Consider the following 19,928-nt stretch of genomic DNA (forward strand, 5'->3'; position numbering starts at 1 on the left):
ATTCCCAATCTAAATATTAACACACGGTTTAACTATTATAAATTATAAGTTTTTACGAATCATTTAGGATTGCTATAGAAGAAATTAATAACAAATTAAAATTGTTAAAGGGTTGTGGATTTGGATTTAGAAAGTTTAACTATTTTGAAATTATATCTGTGATTAGCGGGCATTTTCCTAAAATAAAATTTTAGCACAGTAGGTACGAAAGAGCCAAAATAAAAAATTTTGGCAATCCCAGTACCACAAACTTTCTACTTATGGAATTGGTCAAGACTGAAGTATAGACGATTGATGGAAGAAAGGCTACTCTGCGGCACATCTTAGCCGTATCATCTGTTGTTTAGTTCACCCTACTTCATGCCATTTCACCTGAGTTCGGCTAACTCCAACCAACTCGTAGTAATTGAACAGCCTGCACGTTACTCATTGCGACTTCCCCAATGCCTTTTGCACAATAGCTGTAAAAGTTACAAACATGCAGAAACAATGAAAGCTACTGGTAAGGTATATACAATTGATTTGGCTGGAAATCAGTATCAAAGCCCTCGCTACTTGCAAAGTCGGGCCAGGATTAACTCCCTCATCGACCATTATATGTCATTGGAAGTTTTGAGCGATCGACTTTCCGATCTACCCCAGCAATTTTCCGCCCCGCATCCCCGCCCTTGGGAACCCATCGATTGGCAAGGAATCAATCGCGACCAAATTATTGGTGTCAAGCCAGAAATATTTTTACAAATTTTGGCAATTGCTGCAGAAATTGAAGCTCCCATCCGCAGCTACGGTAGAGAAAGCTGGTGCTACTTACAGCATATTTACCCGCAAATGGCGCGGTTTATGGGAGGAAATTTTGATGCCAATGACAACATTCTAGAGATAGGTGTCTGGGAAAAAGAAGAACGCCAACATTGCCCGACATTTAGGAAAATTTACCAGCAACTTACAGCAGAAAAACTGCAAGTTAAACCGAACTCTGTCAATGGCTGTCAATCCACAGGTGACGCTTGGCAAGATACCTACAAACACGTGATTAGTCGCCTGAGTACCGAGTGGGGAGCTACTTCTGTTTATTTATGGTTGATGGTACACTCAACTGGAGCGTTGCAACAGGCAATTTCGCAGCCTTTACAGGATGAAATCAATCATTTGGCTAAGTTTTGGGGTTTCAGCCGCTGGGCATTCTCCCAGAGTTACTTCAATCAACTGAAAGGCTCTACCAAAAACCTGATTGCTTTGCTGAAACACCATCAGATTGAACGCACGCACGGCAATGATGTGTTTAATACTTCACTCAGTCTCAAACAGATTTCTTTGGTGTTGGAATTGACTTTTACATTCACGCGAGTGATGGTGCGGCTGCGGCGCTGGAACCGCGAGCTCAGTCGCAGTTATCTCAGACATTTGTTTGGCACAGCGCCGATGGTTGATGCACCGCGCAAGGTCGCTTAAATCTGAGATATTGCACGAGTTTCATGAACAGGCAAGATGCCTGTTCCACAAGAGTTAAATTATAGATAAATCATGCAAATTACGATCGACCTTCCCGACAATCTCCCCCTGACTGAAGCCGATGTGAGGATAGAATTGGCGATCGTACTTTATCAGCAACACGTCGCTCGTGACTGAAATATTGAAGTGCGATCCGGCGTCATTTTCAAGTTTTATGGTTTAGCTTGTGGTTCCCACTTACAGATAGACTCTGGCTTGAGAGGACAAGTCTTGGGTGCGATCGGATTTCCACTGAGGTAGAGCGAAGTCAGTTTAGTCAAGGATTCTAGCGGTTTGATGTCGCTGATTTGATTGTTGATGAGCCAGAGCGAAGTCAGGTTAGTCAAGGATGCTAGTGGTTTGATGTCGCTGATTTGATTGTTGATGAGCCAGAGCGAAGTCAGGTTAGTCAAGGATGCTAGCGGTTTGATGTCGCTGATTTGATTGTTGACGAGGATGAGCTGAGTCAGGTTACTCAAGGATGCTAGCAGTTTGATGTCGCTGATTTGATTTCCTTCGAGCCAGAGCGAAGTCAGGTTAGTCAAGGATGCTAGTGGTTTGATGTCGCTGATTTGATTGTTGATGAGCCAGAGCGAAGTCAGGTGAGTCAAGGATGTTAGCGGTTTGATGTCGCTAATTTGATTGTTAATGAGGCTGAGCGAAGTCAGGTGAGTCAAGGATGCTAGCAGTTTGATGTCGCTGATTTGATTTCCTTGGAGCCAGAGCAAAGTCAGGTGAGTCAAGGATGCTAGTGGTTTGATGTCGCTGATTTGATTTCCTTCGAGCCAGAGCAAAGTCAGGTTAGTCAAGGATGCTAGCGGTTTGATGTCGCTGATTTGATTGTTGATGAGGCTGAGCGAAGTCAGGTTAGTCAAGGATGCTAGCGGCTTGATGTCGCTGATTTGATTTTTGTAGAGGTTTAGTTCCGTGAGACTCGAAAGTTTCCGATCGGCCGCATCGCACTCAGTAGTTTCAGCTTTCTCCAATAGCACCTCAACAGTATGTTTGGTTTCAGGACTCAAATCATCTTTTTGGCGGCACCAATCGGCAAATGTTCGCCTGTTGTTTCCCGGTTGCGCCCTCGCAATTTCGGAGTAAAGCGCATTTCCAGATAATGCTACGATCGCACTAAAAGCAACTACTATCAACCTTGATAAATTCATCTGTTTCTGTGCAACTATAATTTTCATCATCTTGCATCTCTAATTTTCTGAATAGGCAATGGCAGGTTGTCAAACTGTCACGAGACTGCCATAAAGTTCTAAAATAGCTCTGATATTAAACTTGTACCAATAACTTTATCTCCCAAAACCCCGGAAAATACCCTATGAACGGCCCAGCATCTTACACATCATCTCAAATGACCGATCGCGATCGCGCTAACCTCAGCAAGCTAATCGATTACACTTCCATTCAATCGATACCCGAATTTTGGCCGATCGTCAAACAACAATTCGGTCAAACCGTCGCCCTCCACGACCCCCACAGCCAGCCCGAAATCAAACTCACCTACACCGACCTCTACCAACAAATCCAGCAATTCGCCGCCGGCCTCCAAGCCCTCGGCATCGAAGCCAATCCAGAAGAAGCCGTCCCTCCGCGCGTCGCCCTCTTCGCCGACAACAGCCCCCGCTGGCTGATAGCCGACCAAGGTATCATGATGGCTGGGGCAGCCAACGCCGTTCGAGGCGCCACCGCCGACCCCGAAGAACTTTTGTACATCATCCAAGACAGCGGCAGCACCGCCTTGGTAGTCGAAAACCGGGCATTACTCAAAAAACTGCAACACCGTCTCCCGGATTTGCCCATCCAACTCGTCGTCCTCCTCTCCGACGAAGAACCGGAAACCAGCCCAACCCTAAGCACAGTCAAATTTTCCCAAGTCATGACTACAGGGGCAAACCGCCCCCTCAAACCCACCAACCACAAGCCTCAAACCCTCGCCACCCTCCTCTACACCAGCGGCACCACCGGCAAACCCAAAGGCGTCATGCTGACTCACGGGAACCTGCTGCACCAACTCAACACCTTGGGCACAGTTCTCCAGCCCGAAGCCGGCGAATCTGCCCTCAGCATTCTGCCCAGTTGGCACGCCTACGAACGCAGCGTCGAATACTTCCTGCTTTCCCAAGGATGCACGCAAATTTACACCAATATTCGCTATTTCAAACAAGACTTTAAAACTTACAAACCCCAGTACATGGTCAGCGTTCCGCGCATCTGGGAATCGATTTACGAGGCCGTACAAAAGCAATTTCGGGAACAGCCACCTAACAAACAAAAATTGGTGGATTTCCTGTTATCTGCCAGCCAGCAATACATCGAGGCCCGCCGCATTTTTCAAGGATTAACTCTCAATTTAAAACCTGCTTCTGCTACTGAAAAACTAATCGCCCGCACCAAAAGCATTGTGTTGTCGCCCGTACACGCCCTCGCCGAAAAACTGGTTTACCAAAAAGTCAGGCAAGCTACAGGGGGACGCTTAAAATGGGCGATTAGCGGCGGCGGTTCTTTGGCCGCGCATATAGACAATTTCTTTGAAATAACGAATATCGGTTTGTTAGTGGGATATGGTTTAACCGAAACGTCCCCGGTTTTAACCGTCCGCCGCCCTTGGCACAATCTTAAAGGTTCCGCGGGGCAGCCTCTAGCCCATACGGAAATTAAAATAGTAGACCCAGAAACCAGACAGCAACTGCCAACAGGCCAGCGCGGTTTAGTATTGGCGCGGGGACCGCAAATCATGGCAGGTTATTATCTCAATCCGCAAGCGACTGCCAAAGCCATAGACCCCGAAGGCTGGTTCGACACCGGTGATTTGGGCTGGCTGACACCGGGAAACGACTTAATCTTAACCGGGCGGGCTAAAGATACGATCGTCCTCAGCAACGGTGAAAACATCGAACCCCAGCCCATAGAAGACGCCTGCGTCCGCAGCCCCTACATCGACCAAATTATGCTAGTAGGTCAAGACCAGAAATCCATCGGTGCCTTAATTGTCCCCAATGCAGAAGCCGTACAGAAATGGGCAGAAACTCAGAATCCCCCTATACATGAAATTGACTGGAATAGCAAGACAATTCAAGATTTATTCCGCAAAGAATTGAACCGAGAGGTGCAAAATCGCCCCGGATACCGCGCGGACGATCGCATCGGCCCGTTCCGGTTGATTCAGGAGCCATTTTCGATCGAAAATGGAATGTTGACCCAGACCCTTAAAATTAAGCGCCCGGTTGTGACGGAACACTACCGCGATATGATTGACGGGATGTTTTGAAATCTTCGCAGGACTTGGGGAATGGAAAAGAAAAAATTATCCCAACACCCCAGTCCCGAGTCCGAGTCCTCAGTCCTGGGCCATTAGTTCATGTTTACCAACTAATGACTCATGACTAATGCCTAATTCCTAATTGACAAGCAACAACTTTATGGAACCACAATTACTCTTGAAACGATCGATTAACGTTAAAGTCGTCGTTACTCCCCGCTGGAAAGAAGAAGCTCAACAGCAACTCCAAGCCCAAATCAACCAAATAGATTCTCAGCTACAACAGTTAGAAATGCAAGGGCAGCGGATGATTTCAGAAATCCAAAAGCAAAATCTGCAGCCACCAGGCCCGCAAGTAATGCAGCAAATAGAAAACATTCAAGTGCAGGTGAATCAAAGAAAAAGCGAACTGCTTGAACAGAAAAACCAAAACCTGCAACAGCTTCAGCAAGTGCAGGTGCTAGACCTGGAACAAGAAGTGAGTCAAGGTCAAATTGACGGCACTTTCACTGTCGGGCTCGGAGAAAACTTGATTCAAAAAATGCAAGTAGAAATTCTCCTCCGCGACGGCATAGTCGAAGAAATTCGAGGTGATATTTAGAAATTGGTAAGTGGTAATTGGCGATCGGTAATTGGCAATTGATTTTGAGTCAACAGTCACACATCAAGAATGCGAGACACTGGCATAATAATAAGTATTGCCGGTGGCCGATCGCCAACGATCAATTGCCAAATACCGATTACCTATTACCAACACAAAAGGACTTTTTACAGATGATTCGCGAAGTTTTCATGCCAGCCCTGAGTTCGACAATGACAGAGGGCAAAATTGTTTCCTGGGTCAAATCCGCTGGAGACAAAGTAGAAAAAGGCGAAACGGTGGTAGTCGTGGAATCCGACAAAGCCGACATGGACGTGGAGTCTTTCTACGAAGGCTATTTAGCAATAATTATCGTACCTGCGGGCGAAGTTGCTCCGGTGGGAGCGGCAATCGCCCTGGTAGCAGAAACGGAAGCCGAAATCGCCGTAGCTCAGCAGCAAGGAGCCGTCGCCCCAAGCGCAGCAGCAGCCCCGGCTCCCAGCCCCGCTCCTGTGAGCGCAGCTACATCGTCAGCAGGTTTGCAGCAAAATGTCAGCCGCCAAAACGGCCGCAGCGTCGTTTCTCCCCGCGCTCGCAAATTAGCCAAAGAGTTTAAAGTAGATTTGAATTCTATCAAAGGCAGCGGGCCCAACGGTCGCATTGTCGCAGAGGATGTGGAAGCAGCAGCCGGCAAAGCCGAACCCGCTCCGGTTCAGCAACAGGTAACAGTCCCCGCAGCACCCGCACCCGCAGCAGCCAAACCCGCCCCCGCACCAGCCAAACCCGCCCCCGCACCAGTCCCGGCGGTGGCACTTTCTGGTCAAACAGTACCGATGAACGCGCTGCAAAATGCGGTGGTGCGGAATATGGAAGCAAGTTTGAGCGTGCCGTCTTTCCGCGTCGGTTACACAATTACTACTGATAATCTCGACAAACTCTACAAACAAATTAAGTCGAAGGGCGTCACGATGACGGCTATGCTGGCGAAGGCTGTAGCAGTAACTTTACAAAAACATCCTCTGCTGAATGCTTCTTATGTGGAGTCGGGAATTCAATACCGCGCTGATATTAATGTGGCGGTAGCGGTGGCGATGGACGGCGGCGGTTTGATTACGCCGGTGCTGCAAAATGCCGATCGCCTCGATATTTATTCGCTCTCGCGCACTTGGAAGGATTTAGTCGATCGCGCCCGCACCAAGCAGTTGAAGCCGGATGAATACAGCACGGGAACTTTTACTCTTTCCAATTTGGGAATGTTTGGAGTAGACAAGTTTGACGCGATTTTGCCGCCGAATCAAGGCTCGATTTTGGCGATCGGCTCTTCGCGGCCGCAAGTAGTAGCAAACGAGGAAGGTTTGATGGGAGTTAAGCGCCAAATGCAGGTGAATATTACTTGCGATCACCGGATTATTTACGGTGCTGATGCGGCGTCTTTCTTGCAAGATTTAGCGAAATTGATTGAGACAAATCCTCAGTCTTTAACGCTTTAATTAGTTAACTGTTGACTGTTGACTGTTGACAGTTGACAGTTGACAGTTGACTGTCAATGTTTGGCAATCAACTATTCAAAGGATCTCATCGAGAAAGCTTCCAACAGCTAAGAGTCGATCGCTTAGCTGAAAAAATATCAAACCAAATATGGTTGATTGTTAAAAAGTGGGACGACTTTGCCAAGGATACGATGGGCAAACAAAACAAATAGTGCGATCGGCTGATATTGTTGGTGCTAATATTGCAGAATGACATGGACGCTATAGCTATCAAGATAATCAGCGTTTTGGGAAATTTGCTCTTGGGTTCATTAAACGAACCAAGACATTGGTTGAGACTTAACGGAACTCGCAATCTTTTGACTCAAGAACAGAGCGATCGACTGCATCCGTTATTAAATGAACTTTCACCAAAACTTAATGCCTATCTTAACTCATTAACAAAAAAATCCAAAGGTTAACAGTCAACCCTTAACAGCCAACCGTCAACCGTCAACCAATAACTAATTACTCGATCGCACTGTCAAAACTTGCGGCGGCGTCGCATCCGGCGGATACAAGAAATCCACCTGCACCAAACGGCGTTCCCCCGGCTTCATATTCACATTCACCAAAGGTTCCCCCTGCTGTCCCCTGCGCTGCACAATGTGAATGTAGCGCGTCAAAGTCTTGCCCGTATCATCATTAAACATTACCCGCACCGTACCTCGGAAAAATATCCGATTTTCGGGAGGATCGTAAAACATCAATCCCCCCAATTCTGTATTTGCTTTAATTGGTGTTTGCATTTTAATGCTAACAGATTGGGATTCACGAGATTTGTTGTAAAGGGGAAAAGTTAAGTTGTATTGAATCCCGTAATTACCGTGAGCAAAATAAGCAGTATCGGGATAGCGAGCTAACATTTTAGCGCTTTGAACTTGACCAGTTCCAAAAGTACCCGTATCAGTAGTGCTCAAAGCATAGGAAAATGACTCGCCGCGCTTGGGAATAGTTAAATAATCCGTTCTCGAATTGTCCGTAATTTTAGCTTGCCACTGGGAACCTTCAGCTACTCCTGCCACGCGGCCGTAAATTTTTTGCACCGGATTTTCGCCTCTCGGAGTTGGTGCTAAATCTCTCGGCCCCGCTAAACCTTGGGTATTTAAAATATTTTCCCACTGTTCTAATGTGGGATATTGCTCGACTCCTCCTTGACTTTTAGGAGCAAACATTGCTAATGATGCTACATAAACCGAATTGCTGCTCGACATTCGCATCAAGGTCGATCGACCGTTGGAAGAAGGGGTGACATTCCCCACAGGTATCGGCAAATTCATCAGCATTCGGCTCTCATTCGCGGGAATCTCGATCGCAGCCGGCAAAATGGCTTGTCTGTATCCCCGCAGCACATCGCTCGTGATGCGGCTTCCAGGCCCCGCAAACACAGTGCCGAATCGATTCTCTAAATACGACGGCAAATCGACAAACAAGGCATCCGGTCGAGTTAAATAAGTCGCTCCTTGCAATACTTTTAAAGTAACAGGTTCCGAGTTGGGATTGTGGACAATTATGCCTTGAAATAAGGTGCGAGTTTCGGCGCGATTTTTAGCTTTGGCGATGTGGTGGGCGAAGATGTCAAATCGACCTTTGAAAGGAAAGTTTAAGTGTGCAGAAGGTACTTGTTTTCCTTCCGGGGGAAATGTGGAGAGCAAAATGCCTTCGGTTTGCACAACTTCCGGGCTGTTGCTGTTGAAAACCGGGATGCTGTCGAGTTGTCCCGGCAAAACGCGCACTTGCTGAGGTACCGTCAGGGTTTTCAGCAGGCTGCTGCTTCGCTGTGGCGGCAAATCCAGTTCGTTTTCGGGTATGGGGACTTCTGGGTCGATGATCAGTTGTTGTTGGGCGGGAAGTGCGGGGATTGTTTGAGCTAGGGGGAAAATTGGCAAAAACATTGCTGAGAGCGCGTTTAACTGAACTTGCAAAAGATTGCCTTGACGCAAAGCAATCGACACAAAACTTTATCACAAGTTGGTTGATGTTTTTGGGGGTTTTTGGATTTTAGGTGAATGTTTGCGGTAAATTGGGCGCCCAATTTAGGACTTTGGAGAAGTCGCGTCCAAGGAAGGCAATGGAGCGAGCCTCTTCGTCTCGATCGACTACACCCCCACTATACAAGTCCGGTGCAACCGGACTTGATATGACCAATTACCAATTACCAATTCCCAATTCCCAATTCCCAATTCCCAACTTGCGTTATTTCTGTTTTAGGACTACCAACGTAATGTCGTCAAAAACTTTATATTTGTCAATATGTTGCCACAGATTATCGATTACTGCTTGTCGAATTTCTTCAGCCGTTTTGTGGCGATTTTCTTTCGCCACTTGGCACAATCTTTCTATGCCGTAATACACTCGATTTATATTTACAGCTTCGGTAATTCCATCTGTGTAAAGCACTACTACATCCCCTGGATTAAGATGCACTTGAATTTGGGAAACAAAACCCGAAATATCTTCCTCTAATCCCAGGGGAAAACCGAGTTCCAGTGTATCGATCAGTTCGATGTTACCATCAGTACGGACTACGATAACTTCTTCATGTTGACCGCTGAGGCTGAAGTTACTATCTTGATAGTCTAACAAAGCCAAGGTCATGTTTTTAGACGAGTCGATGCGCTCGATATTGGCATAAAGCGTGCGGTTTAACACATCAAGAAACTTCACCGGATCGGTTTCTTTCATTTGTTGGAGAGTGCGGACGGCGGTTTGCGCCATAATCATTAATACACCACTTTCTAAACCATGTCCCGTAACATCGCCGATGCTAATTTTTACCTTATCATTTTGGGTTAGCACGTCGTAGTAGTCGCCACCAACTTCATCGGCAGGTTGCATATATCCAGCTATTTCTAATCCTTTAATTTGATCGAGTTCTGATTGTTTGGGCAAGATCATTTGTTGCAGTCGTTTCGTGACTTCTAACTCAGCACTGAGGCGGATGTTTTCGGCTTTAAGTTTGTTGTTGAGGGCGCTAATTTCCTGGTTGGCTTCGGCGAGTTGGGCGGTGCGCTGTTGCACCTTTTCTTCTAAAGTTTGATAGAGGCGGGCATTTTCGATGGAGATCGCAGCTTGGGCGGAAATGATGTTGAGGACTTCTAGGCGATCGCGCGTAAAAGCCCCCGCTGTTAAATTATTTTCTAGGTATAGGATGCCTACCAATTTACCTTGATTGATCAGGGGGCTACACAAGATAGATTTAGGTCGCTGCTGAATAATATACGGGTCAGATGCAAACCTGGTTTCAGTGGTTGCATCATCGATCGCAAGAGTTTCTTGCGTGCGTTCTACATAATTAACCAGCGAGATAGGAATCTCTTGACTTTCAGTCGCTGACTTGGAGATTAATTGACATCGTTCACCCGTACATTGAGCTTCAATCTTCCACTTACCTGCTGGGTCAGGTATGAGGAAATAAAATTTTTCCGCTCCCGCGTTTTCCAGCAAGACTTGCATCAAATTCGAGAGCAATTCATCGAGATTAACTTTCCCTGAGAGCGCTTGGGAGGCTTTGATAATTGTTGATAAATCCAGAGCTTGTCCAGCACCTGAACTGGTAGAAGTGATAGTAGTTCTGCTCTGAACAATCGTTTCCTCTCCTCCACTCGCAAGGCTGTTTTTCCTACCGACGATAGGTGCGAGTAATTTAGCATGGCGCTCTTCTAAATCTTTAACTTTTGCCTGCGCGCCCCAGCGAATATAAGCATAGTAAGCGTCTATCATGTAGGTACGCGCTACTTTCTGACGACCTAAAGTTAAATAAAATTCTGCTGTTAGTTCATTGGCGAGGGCTTCATCCTGCACATATCCATTTTCCTTGGCTCCATCAATCGCCCGGTCGTAATATTCCATTGCTGAGAAAGATTCACCCAATACGCGGGCTTTTTCTGCTTCTACTAAGTCATACTTATGCTGGTAATTCATTGGGCAATGTTGCGCCCAATATTTCATCTTTTGCTGATTTTCTTCTACTTGTGTCAGATATTGTTGTTCGCTATTCTCGTTTTCATCAGAAAAACTACTATTTGCATACTGAGCAATTAAAGCAAGTGAATAGTAAAAAATATATTCAACAAAAAGAACTATATTGCGAACAAAATGCGAATATTGGGCAGCTAATTCAGCATTTTCTAAACACCCATAGTAATCTTTGAATAAATAACACAAACGGGACTTAAAAAAATACAAGTAGAACAAACAAATTACATTTTGTTCTTCAATAAATTGCGGAATTTTTTCTACTTCATTAAAATTTTTACCAATTAATTTGCATTTATTTTCAGAATCTCCTCTAATATTCGATACAGCTTGACCAAATATTTTCAACAAATTCAACTGGTACACGTGCTTAAATTTGTTGACAAAATCAATATATTGCTCCAACCTCTCAGCCACAAATTCAAGATGTTCGCCAACAAAAAACAAGTGAGCACAGTAAAAGTCAGCCGTATGACAAGCAAATTCTATATCGCCAACTTCTAAACCGTCTTGAATTGCCTGACGCAAGGGTTCTATAGTATTCCTAGTATGTTGCTTCCAATGTTGGATAGTAATGCAAAATGTAAGCACTGCTTTACAACGATACTCTTTGGCATTCAGCTTATCTAATACATTCAAAGCTAGTTGACCGAGTTGATAGGCAAAATCTATGTCTGGAATTTGCCAAGTTACGATTCCACCATAGTTACAGTAGGCATAAATAGATGGGCTAGAATTTCCGTACTGACTGGAAAGCTCGATCATAGTATACAGAATTGGTAGAGATAGCTTGGCATCTCCAAAACAAGCAGGTGAGAATATGAGAAGCAAAATCTGCATAGCTGCCAGCTTGTAGCGATCGCTCATTTCTGGCAAGTTCGCTAACTCCTCGATATTTAACACTTGGGGGGGTGATTGGGATAGGGTCACTCCCAGCATTTCTAGAACTTTCAGCCCATTATCTAACGCAGATTGAATCTGGTTTTTAGCGAGGTTAAGCCTAATTTTCAGCACATATAAGTTGACTTGTTCGAGGATTGTTTTGGCTTGTTGGAGAGTGTGATCGCACAATATCCCCGCTCGTTCTAAATTGGCATTGAGATATTCGGCTTCCGCCGCTTCTAGATAAAAATTAAATGTCAGATGGTATCTACTTTCCCAGCTATCTTGACTCAACAGTTCTAGACCTATATTCAAATAATTAACAGCAGCTTCATACGCCGTCGCTGCTTTTGCTTTCTGTCCGGCGATCAGGTTTAATTCAGCCAACTCATCTTTTTCTGACTGATTAGTTAGCAAATCTGTGCCAAAATTCAGTTGGTTAACCAGAGCAAAAATATTATCTTTTCGCTCTTGCTCTGTTGTATTATTCAGCAACAGTTGACCAATTTTCAGGTGAGTGGCTTTTTTCTCTGACTCTGGAATCAAAGAATAAGCTGCTTGCTGCACTCTATCGTGCAAAAATTTGTATTCAACTTTGATATCCCGTACAGATGCCAACTCTTCTTGGGCAAAGACTAGAGGAATTTTGTAATTTTCAGATAGCGGCAGAATCAAACCAGCTTGCATTGCCTCCCACAAATGAGAAGCCGTCGCTAAGTTTGATTCTTCGTTGACAATTGATAAAACTTCTAAGTTAAATTGGTTGCCGATACAAGCCGCTAGTTTTAATGCTTTCTGGGTTGTTTCTGGGAGTTTGCGAAGATTTCTGGCGACCAGTTCAACAATGTTAAAATCTGCGATACCAATCGCCTGAATTTGTTGAATTTCCCATTCCCAGCGGTCTGCATTCACCTGATAAACCAGCAGATTTTCCGAGTACAGGGTTTTGAGTAGCTGCGTTAAGAAAAAGGGATTGCCTTGGGTTTTATTAAAAAGTAATTCAGAAAAAACTTTAATTTTGTCTGAGTTTACGCTGGCATCGAGAGTGTCGGCGATTAATTGGTTGACGCTATCCAAAGCCAGCGCTTGAATGGTGATATTATTCACCACCGTTTCATTTTCTTGAATTTTTTCTATTGTCTGAATTAAAGGATGAACGGGACTGACTTCGTTATCTCGATAAGCTCCAATCGTTAATAAATATTTGCTATCTGGGTCAGTGACTAAGAGTTGGATTAACTTTAGAGATGCCGAATCTGCCCACTGTAAATCGTCTAAGAATATGACTAGCGGGTGTTCGGGTTGACAAAAAACGCGAATAAATTGTTGAAATACCCGATTAAATCTGTTTTGCGATTCCGAAGATCCCAGTTGAGGAACTTCCGGCTGTTTACCGATAATTAGTTCGACTTCGGGGATAACATCAATAATAACTTGACCGTTATTATCTAGCGCTTTTAATAAATTTTCTTTCCAAACCGCAATCAGTTCGGAACTTTCGGTTAAGAGCTGACGAACTAATTCTTGAAATGCTTGGATTAAAGCTGCATAGGGAATATTGCGCTTAAATTGGTCAAATTTACCCGCAATAAAATACCCCCTCGCTGCTAGAATTGGTTTATGAACTTCATTGACGATTGAAGTTTTACCAATCCCGGAATAACCGGAAACCAACATCATCTCGGTGGCACCGAGGCTGACTCGCCCAAAGGCATCTAGAAGAATTTGGACTTCGTTTTCTCTGCCATAAAGCTTCTGGGGAATGAGTAATTGGTTGCGGCGATCGCGTTGACCGATGGGAAAGTTTTCAATCTGGCCATTTGTCTGCAATTGCTGCAAACAAGTTTCCAGGTCAAATTTTAATCCGGCAGCACTTTGATATCGGTCTTCAGCATTTTTTGCTAACAGTTTCATCACAATATCTGAAACAGCTTGGGGAATTTCTGCTACCTCTTTAGGTGGGACGGGTTGTTTGGCAATATGACAGTAAACCAACTCCATTGGATCGGTGGTATTAAATGGCAACTGGTTGGTCAGCATTTCATAGAAAGTCACTCCTAAAGAATAGAAGTCGGTGCGATAGTCAATTGCTCGATTCATCCTTCCCGTTTGTTCGGGTGACATATAGGCGAGCGTCCCTTCGAGCAAATTGGGATTGACAATACTTTGCTGTTCTTTGGGTAAGGCGATCGCGATGCTAAAGTCAGTTATTTTGACTTCCCTCGTTTCGGGGTTGATGATGATATTGCTAGGTTTAATATCTTTATGTATAATCCCTACTTTATGGACTTGACTGAGCGTTTCTACTAAATAAATCGCCAGGGTTAAAAACTCTGGTAATTGGATCTTTTTTATTTTCAATAATTTGCTAACAGATTGACCACCAAAGTCTTCTAAGATTAAAGCAAAGCTATTCTCATAGGTGACCAGATTGTAGGGCTTAACAATTCCTGGAACGTCTAATTTTTGGGGAATGGTGTATTCTTGTCTTAGGCGAGTAATCTCATCAATGTGCGGATATTCATTTTTAATTATCTTGAGAATAACGGGCTGGCGATCGCGCTCTCTGATTCCTCGATAAACAACTGTTTGGTTTCCTTCATAAATTGTTTCTGTAATTGTATAACCAGATAGAATTATCATTTTTTTACCTTTCTTGTTTAACTATAAAGCGACTAGAGGTCAGAGCGATCTAGTTACAACTAGCTTTGACCTCTAAGCTTACTAAAGATATCACTCTGACTATCAGATCGATTTTAATTCTTTCTCAAAGTGAGGGTACACCTTTTCATCGAACAGATCCTGAATCTCCTGAGACCGCTTCTGAGCGACTAATTCCTGATAATCCTCTCTCACTGGCACGTTGTAGCTAGCTTGGCGGCGTCCTATAGTTGGCAACCACGTCGTGTGCAAAGTTAACCCAAAGTTGAGAGAGGGATGACTCAGTTTCCACTGCGGCCCCTGCTTGAGATCCCAAGCCTCGAAAATCCAGATCTCGTAGGTATTGTTCAACCAAACAGTGCAGGTAATGTAACCATCCGTTGAACTGTTACCATCACCGCGCGGTACAAACTGGGGCGAAAGACCGATATAACCAGGAGGAAATTCATAGGAGTCGGCAATCTTCATCGATTCAGTTGAAGACGTATCCATCCGGAACAAGCTACTGGGTCTGCCTTCTGTTTTGGCAATTGTGAGCAATTCCTCTAGTGGCACTTTTCTGGATGGATAGTCTTTGAAGAAATCAACCATGAACTTACTGACTAGATCCTTCCAGAGTCCCAAGGAGATCCAGTAGATATTATCAAGCTTCCCTGGTGGCATGGTGGGATAGAGAGCCGAAGGAAGTCGGTCAAGATAAGCATAAAGTGCTACTCCCCAAGTACACTTGCACTCTTCTGCTTCAGGGATAAATTTCTCTGGAATAACCTTCTGTTCAACGATTTCTCCAGTTTCTCCGTTAATAACGTAGCGTCCGACGCGACTGATGTCCATCTCGCTCTGTTCCATCCCGTATGGGCTAGGTAACTTAGAATCGCAATAAGGAGAATCATCATAGGCACGTATCCATTCAGACACATCCCAGGCACAAGTATGTGCTGCATGAAGGGTAATTAGTTGTTCGGGATTGTCGTAATCTACGAGAAAGTGGGTAATCTCTAGAGGAATTTCTACTTTTTGGACAGTCACCGTCGGTACGTCCTCCTTGCGATCGCTAACTCCAGATTTTTGGCCTTTTGTCAAGCGAACGCGAGGTACGAGATAGACAGGAGTTGTTGCTAACTCCATGACATCCAGTTTTTTTCGCAAGCATTTTTCTAACCATTTGTTTTTCGGAAAAGGGTTGTTAACGATCTGCTCTATCCCTGTCCTGAAAGAGGTATCTACAACTACCACGTAATCTTTAGAAAATCCTATTTGGTGAATGCTTTGCTTAATTTTTACTGGCGAACCATCAGGAAAGACTAGCTGCCATCGCTCTAGTTCTCCTTTACCATCCCAGCTAATTAGATAGATGAAATCTTCTGGAAGCTTGAATTTTTCTACATAATTTTTAGCTGCTGGAAAAACTTTCTTTACTTGTTTCGCTAGTTTATTTGCCGTATTAGTTACGATGCCGAGAAAAGTTTTTAATGACATACCATAATTGACCGTGAACATTTCGCTTTTGCGAACGTCAAATACGGGGTGAGCAGTGCTAAGCACGGGTGAAAAGGGAAAATTCAGGCACTGCAAGGGAAAATTCAGCTCAATTTCTCCTCGCCACTCTTTGTTCCAGCCTACAGGAGTTGCCACTTTAAGAGTTTCTGTATCAATTTCGTAATGACGACCCGCATCATAGGCAACTAGCAGGCGTTCTTGGGAGTCCCCAGCAAATTTCATTGGCAGGAAGGCAATACTTAAATCGTTGCGAGAACCAAGACACCAAGAAAACCTGATGATGCCATGATTGCGGAATTGATACTTGGCATATTTTTCACCAGGTTGGCTTGCTTCATCGGCATAGTAATCTGGTGGCCTGATAATCCGTGTAGTTAATAAAACTTCACCTTTTTGCTGGAAGTCGAATCGGTAAATCATACCGTCGCCGCTTAAGAATGAGTCTCCATTTGTAAAGGGAAGACCTCCTGATTCAATGGTTCCGACTGGTGCAATGATAAAGACATGACCCTGTAAGTCATCTGGTAAGTCTTTCTCACCCATCTTGGTAATATTTAGTTTGATGTCGGTGAGTTCATCCCGTTTAGCTTTGACAAGCGATTCGGGAACTGGGGGACAGCCTGCTTTGGTATTGCTTTTAGTGGGTTCATTCATGTAGCTCTCCTGAGTTAAAATGTAATAATGGTAACAGTGTAGATAAGTATTTGATTTATGAATGGGAAATGAGGAGTGTAACTTAGATACTATCTTTGATAAAGATTTGATATCTATTCTCCCATCCCCTGCCTCAAAGCCCAATTGGAATCGACATTAACTTATTATCGGCTCTCTCGTACTTATGGTGATAATGCAAGCTAATAATTTAGCACGATCGAGGGTTTGAACGTTCAGTCGTCAGATACTTAGTATCATCGGCTACCTTTACACCAAGCATCGGGGAGAGCCGAGGAAAAAATTATGTGATTAGATGTTTGCATCGACACTAATGTCATGAATGCTGCACTGGGGCAAGCGTAACAAGTCGCTTTAGCTGTCATATCAAGGTACTACTGGGCTAAAATGTGGCGCGCCACATTTCTACGGCAACTGTTCAATTAATGTCATGATATAAATGTGTGGCAATGCTCATACTGACGATCGCCACCAACCAACAACCAATTTGGGCTAGAACTATCAGAAGGTTGCCAGCCTCTGCGCTCTCAAATCGGTTCTATAAAACCGACACATTTTTAATGACGATAATTTTAACCAACGACGACGGCATCGACGCTCCAGGGATTCAGGCACTTTTGCAGGCTGTAGAAGGCAAAACAATTATGGTGGCTCCGCAAGGGCAATTGTCGGGCTGCGGGCATCAAGTGACGACTCACAGTCCGATTCATGTCGATCGGCGATCGGAATTTGAGTATGCTGTAGGGGGAACACCGGCCGATTGCGTGCGTATTGCTCTTCATCACGTTTGTGCGAAGCCGGATTTGGTGCTTTCGGGTATTAACGCGGGTGGCAATTTGGGAGTGGACGTGTATATTTCGGGTACGGTTGCGGCTGTGCGGGAAGCAGCCATGCACGGTATTCCGGGAATCGCAATTTCCCACCGGATTAAAAGGCCGCTCGAAATAGACTGGGATGTCGCTACTCGCTGGACATCGCGGGTGTTGGCGGATTTGCTGAACCGGGAACTAAAGTCTGGGTGTTTCTGGAATGTGAATTTGCCGCATTTAGCGCCGGGAAGTGGGGAACCGGAAATTGTGTTTTGCCAGCCTTCGACGCAGCCACTGCCGGTGGTTTACCGGATGGAGGGAGAATACTTTTATTATGCCGGAGAGTATGGCTCGCGCGATCGGGCGGCGGGGACTGATGTTGACGTGTGTTTTGAGGGTAATATTGCAGTTACTGAGATATCGTTGTGATAGATTTGGGCGATGGGATCAAACTATATTTTTTGCATTGTTTGCCCAAAAAAGCGTCAAGGGATCGGCTCATCAAAACTTAGGATAGGAAGCAATTTCTTAAGAATCTCAGCGGCTTCAGCCGGCTTTAGTTTCAACTTACAGGTTTGAATTTAGAGCGGAATCTCGATCGCAAATTCTGCTCCTTCTCCCGGTGCAGAAATACAGCTTAACTTACCCCCGTGCTTTTCCACCACAATCGAATAACTAATTGACAATCCCAAACCCGTACCACTTCCCACCGGCTTCGTCGTAAAAAATGGATCGAATATCTTATTGATTACCGACTGTTCCATACCCAGACCATTGTCAGCAATGCTGACTACCAAATTCTGAGAATCATTAACTAAAGTCCGAATAATAATGGTGGGTTCTTTGTTCCAGTCAGCACAATTTTTCTGTGCATCTCGCAAAGCATCTATGCCATTACTGATAATATTCATAAATACCTGATTAATTGCTGATGCGTAGCACTGGACTAAAGGCAATTCACCATATTGTTTAATCACTTGAATCTCTAGAGCTTCCCCATTAGATTTTAGCCGATGCTGCAAAATCAACAAAGTGCTCTCAATTCCAGAATGAATATCTACAGGTTTGATTGCCGCTTCATCGTGGCGGGAGAAGTTTCTGAGAGAATTAACTATTTTGCGAATGCGTTCACTGCCAATTTTGATAGAATTAAGAATTTTAGGAAGATCGTGTTCTAAAAAAATGAGATCGATTATGGCAGCTTCTTCTTCAATTTCAGATGGTGGCTGCGGATAGTATTTCTGATAAAGGTGTAATAAACTTATTAGGTTTTGGACATCCTCTTGCAGATATTTCAAGTTACCATGAATAAAGTTGACCGGATTATTAATTTCATGAGCAATTCCTGCAACTAACTGGCCTAAACTAGACATTTTCTCTGCTTGAATTAGGTGTGATTGCGTTTGTTGAAGTTCACTCAATGCCTGCTTTAAATGTTGTGCTTGAATTTGGGATAAAGAAGTCAGTTCTTTCTGAACCTCTAGTGATGCTTGAAGCTGATTTTTCTGCTTAGTTAATTCTTCTGTAAGGCTTTGAACTTCCCGAATTGCTGTTTGGCTAGTTTGTTGCAAAAACAAAAAATCTGGAGTCAGATCGTGGATTGCAAAGTCTTTCAACTTAACCGCTAATTTCGAGAGTAGGCTTGAGTCGGGAGTCCACACAGAGCAGATAAAGAGGATCACCCCATCCTCTTTCAGAGCGACCATTTGCCCCTTTAATCGTAGAGAGTTATGTCGGGATTCCAGAATAAATAATGATTTGAGTTTTTGCTGAATAGTCAAAAAGTTAAATGCGATCGCTGGCTGATGAATTTGAAAATGTCGATCTATCTGTTCACCTAATAATGGTATTTGATGAGTCCGTTGCAATACTTCGCCAACTTGGACAATCTCCAGATTTTGATTAAATCCTATATGAAATGGAAATATATCGCAAAACATCTGGGGATTCAGTGTATATAGCGGCTTAGTCATGAATCATTTACAATCTCTTCCGATCTGTACTCAATCCGAAATATGTCATGATCGAATCCTGCTTCACGGGATTGAGTGTGTGCGATCTCAACTGCTGTCTCGAAGCGATCGCCCAAACCTTTAACTAACCCGACTACCATTGGTGCGAAACCTTCCCGTGTAGAGCGATAATGCAGCTCGATCGCATCTCTGGCAACTTCTGTACATTCAAAAGATGGTGGTCGCAACTTAGGGAATTGTACCCCTATCCGAATATGTAAATCATCGAGATTTTCTAGAAATTCGGGTAATGTATCTCCAGCCATATCTAGTATTTCTTGATAACCCGCAGTCCCAGTAAATTTAACCCAGTATTCGCCAAATGCCTGCATAATTTCTGCACCCGACAAGCCAAGCACTTCACTGGCCGATTTAACTAGACGATGAGTCAAATCATCAGGATAAGCTTCTAAAATGAGAAATTGCTCCTCTAGGACTTGCGCTTTCTGCTTAATTTTTTCCCAAGTAGCTTCATCAAAACGATCGCATACCATGTCTTGAATCCCACGATTAACTAAACCATACATTTCAACGGCCTCCAGTTAT

At 44.2% G+C, this 19,928-nt stretch carries 12 protein-coding genes; 6 read left to right on the top strand and 6 right to left on the bottom strand.

From position 1 onward, the window contains the following. Positions 1-489 precede the first annotated feature (489 nt). A complete protein-coding gene (locus QUA27_RS17665) occupies positions 490-1,452 on the top strand; it encodes a hypothetical protein (RefSeq protein WP_333069395.1) in 963 nt (320 codons plus the stop codon). Positions 1,453-1,664: 212 nt separating this feature from the next. On the opposite strand, the gene QUA27_RS17670 is transcribed toward QUA27_RS17665, so the two are convergent. Continuing rightward, positions 1,665-2,684: a leucine-rich repeat domain-containing protein gene (locus QUA27_RS17670; RefSeq protein ID WP_333069396.1), complete on the bottom strand. Its 1,020-nt coding sequence runs from the start codon at positions 2,682-2,684 to the stop codon at positions 1,665-1,667. Between the two features lie 134 nt (positions 2,685-2,818). Between QUA27_RS17670 and QUA27_RS17675 the strand changes: the two genes are divergently transcribed. The 4 genes from QUA27_RS17675 (at position 2,819) to QUA27_RS17690 (ending at position 7,041) form a co-directional block, all read left to right on the top strand. After that, on the top strand, positions 2,819-4,768 hold the full coding sequence (locus QUA27_RS17675) for a long-chain fatty acid--CoA ligase (RefSeq protein ID WP_333069397.1): 1,950 nt from the start codon (positions 2,819-2,821) through the stop codon (positions 4,766-4,768). Between the two features lie 151 nt (positions 4,769-4,919). Further along, positions 4,920-5,360, top strand: coding sequence for a YlqD family protein (locus QUA27_RS17680; protein WP_015179467.1), 441 nt, complete (start codon positions 4,920-4,922; stop codon positions 5,358-5,360). A 173-nt stretch (positions 5,361-5,533) separates the two neighbouring features. Then, the gene (locus QUA27_RS17685; protein ID WP_333069398.1) at positions 5,534-6,829 is read left to right on the top strand and encodes a dihydrolipoamide acetyltransferase family protein; all 1,296 of its coding nucleotides are present in this window, start codon (positions 5,534-5,536) and stop codon (positions 6,827-6,829) included. A gap of 56 nt (positions 6,830-6,885) precedes the next feature. Continuing rightward, complete coding sequence (locus tag QUA27_RS17690; RefSeq protein WP_333069399.1) at positions 6,886-7,041, top strand: hypothetical protein; 156 nt, start codon at positions 6,886-6,888, stop codon at positions 7,039-7,041. 291 nt (positions 7,042-7,332) lie between these two features. Here the strand turns inward: QUA27_RS17690 and QUA27_RS17695 are convergent, their stop codons facing one another. The 3 genes from QUA27_RS17695 to QUA27_RS17705 all read right to left on the bottom strand — a co-directional run bounded on the left by QUA27_RS17695 (position 7,333) and on the right by QUA27_RS17705 (position 16,543). Continuing rightward, positions 7,333-8,763: a DUF3370 domain-containing protein gene (locus tag QUA27_RS17695; protein ID WP_445251521.1), complete on the bottom strand. Its 1,431-nt coding sequence runs from the start codon at positions 8,761-8,763 to the stop codon at positions 7,333-7,335. Between the two features lie 301 nt (positions 8,764-9,064). Further along, complete coding sequence (locus QUA27_RS17700; RefSeq protein ID WP_333069401.1) at positions 9,065-14,371, bottom strand: AAA family ATPase; 5,307 nt, start codon at positions 14,369-14,371, stop codon at positions 9,065-9,067. Positions 14,372-14,473: 102 nt separating this feature from the next. Then, the gene (locus QUA27_RS17705) at positions 14,474-16,543 is read right to left on the bottom strand and encodes a carotenoid oxygenase family protein (protein ID WP_333069402.1); all 2,070 of its coding nucleotides are present in this window, start codon (positions 16,541-16,543) and stop codon (positions 14,474-14,476) included. A 578-nt stretch (positions 16,544-17,121) separates the two neighbouring features. On the opposite strand from QUA27_RS17705, the gene surE reads away from it, so the two are divergent. Further along, positions 17,122-17,799: a 5'/3'-nucleotidase SurE gene (surE, locus tag QUA27_RS17710; protein WP_333069483.1), complete on the top strand. Its 678-nt coding sequence runs from the start codon at positions 17,122-17,124 to the stop codon at positions 17,797-17,799. A gap of 152 nt (positions 17,800-17,951) precedes the next feature. Here surE and QUA27_RS17715 read toward each other — a convergent pair whose 3' ends face one another. Both QUA27_RS17715 and QUA27_RS17720 read right to left on the bottom strand, forming a co-directional pair. Beyond that, positions 17,952-19,343 carry an ATP-binding protein gene (locus QUA27_RS17715; protein ID WP_333069403.1) on the bottom strand — a complete coding sequence of 464 codons (1,392 nt, stop codon included), beginning with the start codon at positions 19,341-19,343 and terminating at the stop codon, positions 17,952-17,954. Next, positions 19,340-19,909, bottom strand: a complete 570-nt coding sequence (locus QUA27_RS17720; protein ID WP_333069404.1) for a heme NO-binding domain-containing protein — start codon at positions 19,907-19,909, stop codon at positions 19,340-19,342. The genes QUA27_RS17715 and QUA27_RS17720 overlap by 4 nt, the downstream gene beginning before the upstream one ends. Positions 19,910-19,928 lie beyond the last annotated feature (19 nt).

The sequence above is a fragment of the Microcoleus harperi Pol14_C6 genome, from assembly GCF_036701295.1.
Classification (GTDB): Bacteria; Cyanobacteriota; Cyanobacteriia; order Cyanobacteriales; family Microcoleaceae; genus Microcoleus.